The sequence below is a fragment of the Kosakonia oryziphila genome, assembly GCF_900094795.1.
Classification (GTDB): domain Bacteria; phylum Pseudomonadota; class Gammaproteobacteria; order Enterobacterales; family Enterobacteriaceae; genus Kosakonia; species Kosakonia oryziphila.
In genome coordinates this window covers 64,092-74,377 of the sequence record NZ_FMBC01000021.1, presented here as the reverse complement: position 1 = coordinate 74,377, position 10,286 = coordinate 64,092, and the positions used below count along the sequence as shown (strand labels likewise).

The 10,286-nt window shown below is 49.5% G+C and carries 9 protein-coding genes and 1 pseudogene; all 10 read right to left on the bottom strand.

What is annotated here, in order from left to right:
- On the bottom strand, positions 1–261 hold a 261-nt coding region (locus tag GA0061070_RS11885; RefSeq protein ID WP_208598149.1), incomplete at its 3' end, for a transposase domain-containing protein.
- Between the two features lie 84 nt (positions 262–345).
- Positions 346–504, bottom strand: a pseudogene (locus GA0061070_RS11880) (DUF441 family protein); the annotation flags it as partial.
- Between the two features lie 321 nt (positions 505–825).
- Positions 826–1,329: a YbaK/prolyl-tRNA synthetase associated domain-containing protein gene (locus GA0061070_RS11875; RefSeq protein WP_090136353.1), complete on the bottom strand. Its 504-nt coding sequence runs from the start codon at positions 1,327–1,329 to the stop codon at positions 826–828.
- 128 nt (positions 1,330–1,457) lie between these two features.
- A complete protein-coding gene (locus GA0061070_RS11870; RefSeq protein ID WP_090136352.1) occupies positions 1,458–2,132 on the bottom strand; it encodes a class I SAM-dependent methyltransferase in 675 nt (224 codons plus the stop codon).
- A 219-nt stretch (positions 2,133–2,351) separates the two neighbouring features.
- Positions 2,352–3,635, bottom strand: coding sequence for a YeaH/YhbH family protein (locus tag GA0061070_RS11865; protein WP_090136351.1), 1,284 nt, complete (start codon positions 3,633–3,635; stop codon positions 2,352–2,354).
- A 65-nt stretch (positions 3,636–3,700) separates the two neighbouring features.
- Entirely contained in the window at positions 3,701–5,635 is a 1,935-nt protein-coding gene (yeaG, locus tag GA0061070_RS11860; RefSeq protein ID WP_090119787.1) for a protein kinase YeaG, read from the bottom strand.
- 492 nt (positions 5,636–6,127) lie between these two features.
- On the bottom strand, positions 6,128–6,349 hold the full coding sequence (locus tag GA0061070_RS11855; RefSeq protein ID WP_090136350.1) for an acyl carrier protein: 222 nt from the start codon (positions 6,347–6,349) through the stop codon (positions 6,128–6,130).
- 17 nt (positions 6,350–6,366) lie between these two features.
- The gene (locus GA0061070_RS11850) at positions 6,367–7,800 is read right to left on the bottom strand and encodes an AMP-binding protein (protein WP_090136349.1); all 1,434 of its coding nucleotides are present in this window, start codon (positions 7,798–7,800) and stop codon (positions 6,367–6,369) included.
- The gene (locus GA0061070_RS11845; protein ID WP_090136348.1) at positions 7,797–8,915 is read right to left on the bottom strand and encodes an MBOAT family O-acyltransferase; all 1,119 of its coding nucleotides are present in this window, start codon (positions 8,913–8,915) and stop codon (positions 7,797–7,799) included. The genes GA0061070_RS11850 and GA0061070_RS11845 overlap by 4 nt, the downstream gene beginning before the upstream one ends.
- A gap of 129 nt (positions 8,916–9,044) precedes the next feature.
- Complete coding sequence (locus GA0061070_RS11840) at positions 9,045–10,181, bottom strand: D-alanyl-lipoteichoic acid biosynthesis protein DltD (protein ID WP_090136347.1); 1,137 nt, start codon at positions 10,179–10,181, stop codon at positions 9,045–9,047.
- Positions 10,182–10,286: the final 105 nt, after the last annotated feature.

Below are 10,286 nucleotides of genomic sequence, written 5' to 3'. Positions count from 1 at the left end.
AACGAAGGGGCGATTGCCCGGCAGCATGATGTCCAGGCGATTCACAATCTGGTGAAGAGGTTCTTTACGCTCAAGCGCCATGCCAACAATACACCAGACCATCATTTCGAGGGGAAGACGGCGCTTGCGTAGCGTTACTGTACCTGATTCGGCAAGGCAACGAGAGATGAGTTCGGGGTCGAGGTAATCCCCCAGAGAAGTCAGTGGGTTACGCAGAGAATCGTAACGGGATACCAAATCAAGGGCCTGTCCAATGTACATAAAAAAATCCGGAAACGAGTGAGCGTTTCCGGATTCTTACACAGCCACTGGATCGGTCAACTGATCCTTAACTGATCGGCATTACACCGTCAGTCCCTGTTTTTCTATCCACGGGAAGAAGATGTTCAGCGGCGTGATGCGGACAATAATCAGCACCAGAATGGAAATGGCGACGGTGGTGTTGTGGCTGACAAATCCCAACGCGGCGAGTGCGAGCAAAATAAACAGTGTGCTATCAAACATGCAGAGGTTCCTTGCCAAAAAAAGAAGCCTGTTCACTCTACGTATAAACGGATGATGAGGCAGGCCTTTTTCTTTCGTACGACTAATTTCGGGCAGTTGCCAGAGCTCGCGACGGTTTTTTACGTAAATTCTGTCAATCTGTCATAAATAAATCATGTTTAGCGCTTATGAATAGCGCATCGGCTGGTGAAATTTCAGACAACTGCGAGCTGCAATCATGCCATCAGATATCTATATTATTACCGCACTGTTTACGACACTGGCCGTTAGTCTGGTGATCTGCGTGTTAATACTGGAACGCGCTGAGTGGTAACAAGCCCATTACACAGACAGACGGCGGAAATCGACAATTTCCGGCTGCGCAATGCGCAGGTAGTCTTGTGTATCCATAATTACTGATTTTTCCAGCAGACCGGCGTTGAATGCGATATCGTCAAAGCGCTGGAACAGTATCGGGTCGGCCACCAGATGCAAATCCGGATGGAAGCTAAACGGCGGAATAGCGCCGAAGACGCATGCGGTGAACGTTTCTACTTCCAGCGGACTCGCCAGCGAGGCTTTCAGACCACCGAAATGATGCGCCAGGCGACTGAGATCGGCTTGCAGGTCGGCGGCCAGGATCGCCAGTACATGCTTTTTCACGCCGTTACCTTTAATTTTGCACACCAACGCCTTAGCGCCCTGGCCCAGAGCGGTGCCACGAATTTCACTGACCGCTTCGCATTTGCCGATGGCGTCGTGTTCGACCACATGAAAACGCGCTTGCTGTTGTTCAAGTAGGTTCAATAGATGCTGGTGGATGTTGCGGCTGGCAATTTCAGACATGTTCTCTCCCGATAACGCACATTAACAGTGAGAGCATAATCTACTCGCCTGACGATGAGAATAAAAAAGCCGCCCTGAAAGGCGGCGAAAAAATACAAGCACTACAAACAACGCTTTGTGTGTACTGTTTATTTCTTTTGCAGAAGGTAGCTGTTTTCAAAACCCGGAACGCTACCAATAACGTCGAATCCGTTAAAGAAGCCGCCTGCACGCAGCAGGTCAACTGCGGGTCCGACTTCCGGAGAGTAGGCGAAGTCGCGATAATCATCGAACACAATAAATCCGCCACTGACCACAGTTGGCGCATACAGCAGGAAATCCGTAAGAACGTGCTCTTTCAGGTGGCCGCCGTCAATATGCAGCAGAATAGTTTTCGGCTCCAGCGCCATTACCCGTTCAATACTGTGCTGTGAATAACCGCGAATCAGCGTGACTTCCGGGAAAATATGCTCGTGGTAAAACCCCAGTTCCAGAGGCTGGTTCGTCAATTCCATCGGGTCGATGCTGATAATTCGGCGATTACCCTGACAAAGCGTATTCATTAATGCGCTGGATTTACCTTTCCAGACGCCGATTTCAATAATGTCGCCAGCAGCGTTGGCATTATTCACTAACCAGCAGAGATAACCGAGCAGCTTAACGTGATCGTGAAAAGAGAGTTCCCGGCGAGGCATCGCTTTTTCAGCGGGCAGGATGGCTTGCGCTTGCACGAAAGTTTCCCCCAGATCATCCCAGACGGTATCAATAATCCCTTTTATTTCAGGATCCTGTATAAATACTTTTAAGTCCTCAAGGTCGATCATGCGCACGATTCCTGTCAATTTATCTTTCGCGACGAAAGAGAGCGCCACGATTTGTCGTGCTTAAAATGTGCCATATTTATTTGCTCACAAGGGGGGAAATAGCCGTACTTTTGTAGGGCAATTCGAGGATTAGCTCCGCGCAAGTGGAACCGATGGGGTTGCGGGAAAGAAGCGCCTGAGAGAATCAGCCAGCCGGGCGTGACTGGCTGATGTGTGTGGTTAATTCCCTGATGTTACCGTTTGCTTGTGAAACAGTTCCCGGAATACCGGGTAGATATCTTCCTGATCGCGGATATGCTGGATGGCGAAGTTATCAAACATCGTTTGCAGATGTTCATACTCGCGCCACAACGTCTGGTGCGCCCGTCGGGTGATCTCAATGTAGCTGTAGTAACGTACCACTGGCAGGATTTTCTTCGCCAGGATTTCGTGACACAGCGGTGAGTCGTCCGCCCAGTTATCGCCGTCCGACGCCTGCGCGGCATAGATATTCCACTGTGCCGGGTCGTAACGCTCTTTGACCACTTCATCCATCAATTTCAGGGCACTGGAAACGATAGTGCCACCTGTTTCTTGCGAGTAGAAGAACTCATGCTCGTCTACTTCTTTTGCCTGCGTATGATGGCGGATATAGACCACTTCCACGTTTTTATAAGTTCGGCTCAGGAACAGATAGAGCAGGATGTAAAAGCGTTTGGCCATATCTTTGGTAGCCTGATCCATTGAGCCGGAGACGTCCATCAAGCAAAACATCACGGCCTGACTGGAAGGTTCCGGGCGTTTTTCGTAGTTTTTGTAGCGTAAATCAAAAGTGTCGATAAACGGCACACGCTCGATTTTTGCGCGTAGTTCCGCAATCTCTTTACGTAAACGCTCCTCTTCAAGTAACTGTGCTGGTTCGCTTTTTTCCACCGTTTCGAGACTGCTTTCCAGTTCACGCAATTCGCGGCGTTTACCGGCAGTCATCGCGGTTCGGCGGGCGAGCGAATTTTGCAGCGATCGCACAACGCTGATATTCGCCGGTACACCGTTGGAAGTGAAGCCAGCGCGGTGCGTTTTAAACTCATTAAGCTGTCGTTGCTGGTTTTGTTTCAGGTTTGGCAGAGCCAGATCTTCAAACAGCAGATCGAGGTACTCATCTTTGGAGATCTGGAAGACGAATTCATCCTGGCCTTCGCCATCAGGGCTGGCTTCGCCCTGGCCGCTACCGGAACCGCCACCACCGCCTTGCGGGCGTTCGATACGGTCGTTTTGCACAAAATGATCGTTTCCTGGATGTACGCGATGGCGTAAGCCGCCGCGCCCCTGATGAAACATCGGTTCGCTGATATCTTCCGTTGGGATGGAGACAGACTCGCCGTTCTCCACGTCGGTCACCGAGCGTTTGTTAATTGCTTCGGAAATCGACTGTTTTATTTGTGCTTTATAACGGCGTAAAAATCGCTGGCGGTTAACCGTGCTTTTGTTTTTGCCGTTCAGACGTCGGTCAATGAACCAGGTCATTAGTGCCTCCCGCTGCGTATGCCAACTTTGCAACAGACCGCGCGCAGGGCGCGGCCCGATTGTTGTTATGATGATTTACGAACACGCAGATACCATTCGCAGAGCAGGCGAACCTGCTTGCGGGTGTAGCCTTTTTCCATCATACGATCGACAAAGTCGTCATGCTTTTTCTGCTCGTCGGTTGAGGTTTTGGCATTAAACGAAATGACCGGCAAAAGCTCTTCGGTGTTCGAGAACATTTTCTTCTCGATGACCGTGCGCAGTTTTTCGTAACTGGTCCAGTTCGGGTTGCGGCCGTTATTGTTGGCGCGGGCACGCAGCACAAAATTGACGATTTCGTTACGGAAATCTTTCGGGTTGCTTATCCCTGCCGGCTTCTCGATTTTTTCCAGTTCTGCGTTCAGGGATTCACGGTCAAACAACTGGCCGGTATCCGGGTCGCGATACTCCTGATCCTGGATCCAGAAATCCGCATAAGTGACATAACGGTCGAAAATGTTCTGCCCGTATTCGGAGTAGGATTCCAGGTACGCCGTCTGGATCTCTTTGCCGATAAACTCGGCGTATTTCGGGATCAAATAGCCTTTCAGGAATTCCAGATAACGCTCGGCAAGCTCTTGCGGGAACTGCTCGCGCTCAATTTGCTGTTCCAGCACGTAGAACAGATGCACCGGGTTGGCCGCCACTTCCACATGATCGAAGTTAAACACGCGGGAGAGGATTTTAAAGGCGAAACGCGTCGACAGACCATTCATCCCTTCATCGACACCGGCGTAATCGCGGTACTCCTGGTATGATTTGGCTTTTGGATCGGTATCTTTCAGGCTTTCACCATCGTAGACCCGCATTTTCGAGTAGATGCTCGAATTTTCCGGCTCTTTCAGACGCGACAGGATCGAGAAACGCGCTAGTGTTTCCAGCGTACCCGGCGCACATGGCGCATGGGACAGCTCACTGTGATTAAGCAGTTTTTCGTAAATTTTCATCTCTTCCGAGATGCGCAGGCAATAAGGCACCTTGACGATGTAGACACGGTCAAGAAACGCTTCATTGTTTTTGTTGTTACGGAACTGCACCCATTCCGATTCGTTCGAGTGGGCAAGGATAATGCCGTTAAACGGCAGGGCGGAGATGCCTTCCGTACCGTTATAGTTCCCCTCCTGCGTGGCGGTCAGCAGTGGGTGCAGCACCTTGATCGGCGCTTTGAACATTTCGACGAACTCCATGATCCCCTGGTTTGCCCGGCACAGCGCACCGGAATAACCGTAAGCATCTGGATCGTTTTGCGCGTGGTTTTCCAGCTTGCGGATATCCACTTTACCCACCAGCGCGGAGATGTCCTGGTTATTTTCATCTCCCGGTTCGGTTTTGGCGATAGCAATCTGTTCCAGAACCGACGGCCACACTTTGACCACGCGGAATTTGCTGATGTCACCGCCGAATTCGTGCAGACGTTTGGCGGCCCACGGCGACATAATAGTGCCGAGATAGCGACGCGGAACGTTGTATTCCTTCTCAAGGATCTGCGCATCTTCCTGCGGGTTAAACAGGCACAAGGGATGGTCGTTTACCGGGCTGCGTTCGCCATTGGCGCTCAGAACGTAAATCGGCACCCGTTGCATTAAAGATTTCAGCCGTTCAGCCAGCGACGATTTCCCGCCGCCCACTGGACCGAGTAAATAGAGAATCTGTTTCTTCTCTTCAAGGCCCTGAGCGGCATGTTTGAGGTATGAGACAATCTGTTCTATGGCCTCTTCCATGCCATAGAATTCTTCAAACGCCGGGTAGCGTCCAATGACCCGGTTCGAAAAGAGACGGGAAAGCCGTGGCTCCAGGGCGGTGTCTACCATCACAGGTTCACCTATGGCCATCAGCAGTCTTTCAGCGGCGTTAGCATAGGCACTGCGATCTTGCTTACAGATGGCAAGAAACTCCTGCAGAGTGAACTCTTCGTCCTTGGCAGCTTCATAACGCTGGCGGTAGTGATCGAATATATTCATGGCATGCCGTCCTTTCGTAATCTGTGGGAACAGTACAGCTATCAGTTTTTCCACTTTTAGCGTCGCAAACCAACGGGATAAAAAATATGCTCCGTCCTATCTGTTATGAGCGTGTATCTGTCTTTGATCAAGTTATCGCTGGCGAAGATTCTGATGGTGGGAGGGGGTTTTTTAACCATTTTCAGATTAAATCTCTTCTTTCTTTTATTTGTGCAGATTTTTTAATATGTTAAATGGGGTTTTTCGTTAGAAAATGCCAACATTTCGCACCGCGCGAATGTTGGTAAATTTTTACAGGATGTGCGGAATCGCAAGTATAGAAAAAGTGACGCAGTCATGGTCACTTTTTTGCAGTTGCAAAGGTGAGCGACAATATTAACTACGTGATGTCTGTTAAAGGATGATGACAGAGGGTGATTCTTTCGTTATTAAGACAAAAAAGCTCCGGGGCGATAACGCCTGGAGCTTTTGAATGCTATATCGCCCGTGCGATTAACTGCGATACTCTTCAATGTAGCGCGCTAAATCGGCAGGTGTTTTCAGCACGTTGGCGACTTCCGTCGGCGGGATCATGCAGCCGTAAACGTCCTGCACTTCCAGAACCATATCTACCGCTAGAATGGAGTCGAGAATATCGGACTCGATCAGTTCATCATGAAAGCCCACTTTGCGGGACAGAATCTTTTCAAACAGCGCGAGAATTTCTTGTTCCATTGTCTTTTCCTGTGTAATCAGTTGCTGCGAGCGTGGCTGTCCAGCAGTTTACGGTCGATTTTACCGTTAGGGTTCAACGGCAAAGCGTCCTGGATAATGATTTGCGACGGCACCATATATGATGGTACCACCTGTGAAAGCGAATGTTTGATAGCGTCAGGTGCCAGTTTCGTTACGCAGAACGCCGCGATACGCAGCACGCCACCGCCCGTTTTCATCAACGGCAGTACTACCGCCTCGCGAATGCCGGACATGGCCAGCAGACGGTTTTCAATCTCATTGATTTCAATGCGGTAGCCATTGAGTTTGATCTGGCTGTCGTTGCGTCCCTGGCAGTAAAGAAACCCGTCTTCATAGCCGAGATCGCCCGTTTTATAGCCGCGCCAGGCTTCGCCTTCCCGGTGCAGCAATTTTTCTGCGTTCTCCTGCGGCAGGCCGAGATAGCCGCGCATCACGTTTTTGCCCCAGATTATCAGCTCACCCTCGGCAGTAATCTCCATTCTGGACTCCGGCATCATAGTGCCGATCGGCAGCAGGTTATTCTCGCTGTTCACTATCTCATCGGTGATTTCAACCACAGTGGTGGCGATAGTCGCTTCGGTCGGGCCATAAGAGTTGAGGATTTTGGCGTGTGGAAAACGGCGACGCAATTGTTTAACCAGCGCTTTGTTGAGCACCTCGCCGATAAAGATAAACACGTTAAGCGTAGGTAAAAAGTCGCTATTGAACTGCGGCGAGAGCAATTTCTGGTAGGCGAAAGAGGGAGTGGAAACCCAGACCGAGACAGCATTATTTTTCAGCCTGGTGAGCCAGTCTTCCGCTGCGATATCCTCTTTGGCATTCAGCACAATATGACCGCCAGTTGCCAGATTCGCCAGCAATGGAATCAACGAGAGGTCGAAACTGAACAGTGCGTGGTTCATCAGCACCGGCACTTGCGGCAAAGCAAAATCCTGGCTTACCCACTGCATAAAATGCCACACGCTTTCACGGCCGATCTGCACACCCTTTGGTTTACCGGTACTACCAGAAGTAAACATGATATAGGCGAGATCCGGCTCCGCCAGCGGCTGGCCGATCTCACCGGTTGGCACAAACTGCCGGGCCGCTACGTCGTAGTAGTACGGCGCACTGGCGAGGTGGCAAATCTCCTTCAACCTTTCCTGAGGATAGACGCAGTCCACCGGAATATAGGGAATGTTATGGAGCAGACAGCTATAGATTGCCACCGCAAATTCCGCCTGCTGGTGGCCATATAACACCACCGGCGTTTCTGCCTGGGGCTGGCATTGCTGATAGCGCTGTAACCACTCTGTTACCGCTACAGAGAGTTGTTGCCAGGTTAATGTTTCGTCGCTACCGCTGATCGCTAACTGATGCGGGCGGGCGGGATCGAGTAATGCTGCACGCAGGAAATCCTGGAGCGCCTGGAGATCAGAGTGAAGATTCATAGGGGGGACATTCCGCTAAAAATGTAAAGGGATACCGCAGCGCTTGCGAGCGTTAACAGGCGTCCCAAAAAGAGCATCACAGAGTATTGCAACCAACGGTTCAGTGCCGGGCTGCGCTTTGCTGACCACTGCAACATATTGTGTACAACTGAAATGGCGCCAAACAACGCGCCGCTAATGACATAGTGCCGTTCGAGCCCGTTCCATGCCCCCATACAAAACAGCGTGCAGAAAATACCGATATTCTGCGCCAGTGTCTTGTTCTGACGGAAAAAGTCGAGCTTCATTAAGTTCATATAAATCGGCATAAAAACCACATCGCGCAACCACTCGGAAAGGCTGATATGGAAACGGCGCCAGAAATCCTGTGGATTTTTCGCCAGAATGGGCATATTGAAGTTTGCCGGAATGTTAAGACCAAACAAGCGTGCGGCACCGATCGCCATATTGCTGTAACCGGCAAAATCAAAATAGAGGTAGGCGCTGTACGCCAGCGACATAACAACGCCAACACTTAAGGTAAACGGGCGATGGCTCCACGACTGAATGACCAGGTTATCAATCAGCATGGCAAATAAGAATTTCTGGATAATGCCGGTAAAAATGAGTTCTGCGGCAGTGAGAAATTGCTCACGTGTTAACATAAATACCGGTTTATTAATATCTGTGATCCATGTTCGCCAGCGATACATCGGGCCGGCCAGAATAATAAACGGCATAAACAGGTAACAAAAGTAGTGCAAAATGTTGGTGCCATCTTTTTTGTTGCGGTAGAGCAGGACATCAATGGCGCGGAAGGTCATAAAAGATAAGCCAATCATTCCCCAGTGATTATTTAAATGTAATTTCACCGCGAACAAAGGCAGCAGAGTTAAACTTACCGCTTGCCAGGTTTTTAACCAGCCTTTCTCTTTTAAGGTTACGAGAATATAAAAACAGAGGAAAACCGCAACCGGGACAATGTAATCGCCCTGAAATATATATCCCCAACCGAATGCTGCCAGCACGGAAAAAGCGGATAAATAAGTTAACCGGTAACGCAGCACGCGGTTAACCAGCGCAAACAGCAACGCCGAAGAAAAGAGAACGAAGAAAAAGGTTCCGGAGCTGTACATCATTCATTCCTCAGAACTTTTGATATTCAAAGTGCACTTTTATATTCATGCTTTCATCAACAGAGGACCACGCGATAATGGTGACCGCCAGCAAGAGGTAAAGGAAAAACAGGCGAATAGCGTATTTCATCATTTAAAACTCTCAACGATAAAGCGGTCCATGGGGATCCATGCGAGATCGGTAGGATGCAGGCGATCCCAGTTCCAGCCGTCCTGATAGGGCATTGAATACATATCAAGATACGGGATCTGATTTTCTTTCAGAATGGCCGTTGTTTGTGTTACTGCAGGCTGGACGAGCTCAGGGTTTTGTACCGCGCGCCGGTTAATCGCATCGATAATAACCACCACCTGCACGTGGCGCTCTTTCAGTAACTGGATCATGGCGCGAAACGCTTTCATTTGTTCGGGTTCAACAGGAGAGTCGTCCCACACTTCCGGTTTTTCTCCGGGTTCATAGACAGATTTATCCATCCACAAGGTGTCGGCGCTTTCCTGACGTGCCTCGTTCAGTTTGCGGGCATGTGCCAGTTCGCGATCCCAGTCCGGCGTGATAGCAACGGCAGGTTGCACCGGCCAGGGCTGAGCAGGTGAAGGGACAATGTGCAGCATTGCCAACCAGTCGTTTTTTATCAGCGTGCAGAACCGGGCAAACTCATAACTCACTTCTTGCCAGATATTGTCCAGATCCCAGCCAGAAATTTTCATTTGTTCAAATGTTAAATGGCTGGTTTGTTTTTTATCTATTTTGCGTAAGTAATTGACCAGAAATGGACGTGTCTGTTCATCCTGCATTAATGGATTAAACACGGGCGCCGGGAAATTGTTAGCGAAAATAGTGGGTGGCACACCAGTAGAATAAAAGCTATCGGGGGCCAGCAGTAAAACCACCTTGCTGTTTGCGTTAAGGGAATCTTTAAAGCGTGACAGCAGAAGAAAATGGGTGATGCTGTCATCAAAACTGTCGCCAAATGCAACAACATTACGATGCAAATCATTATTAAGATAATTATATACGGCATAAGGCTCATCCCTGGAGGTGGCCACCTCCGATGCGCCAATGAAAAAAATCGCATTGCCCTGTAAAGCATGGGAAATAGTCGCTATTTTTTCCGCCTGTTCTTTTGTCGTTCCATCCATAGACTCAATCAGCGGCTGGAATTTAAGCGGCGGTGCGTAACTACTCATCAGCGGATGAACACAAAGGAACAGGACGGCAAGAAGTGCCATCAGAAAATGTAGGCCAAAAGTATTTTTGATTTTCATTATAAGTGTGAAATTACTTAATGTTCTTATGTTTCAAAATTGTTGTCTCTTAACGTCACAGTTAAAGTGATCTTTGTTTCCGCGACACTATATACCAGCCATAGA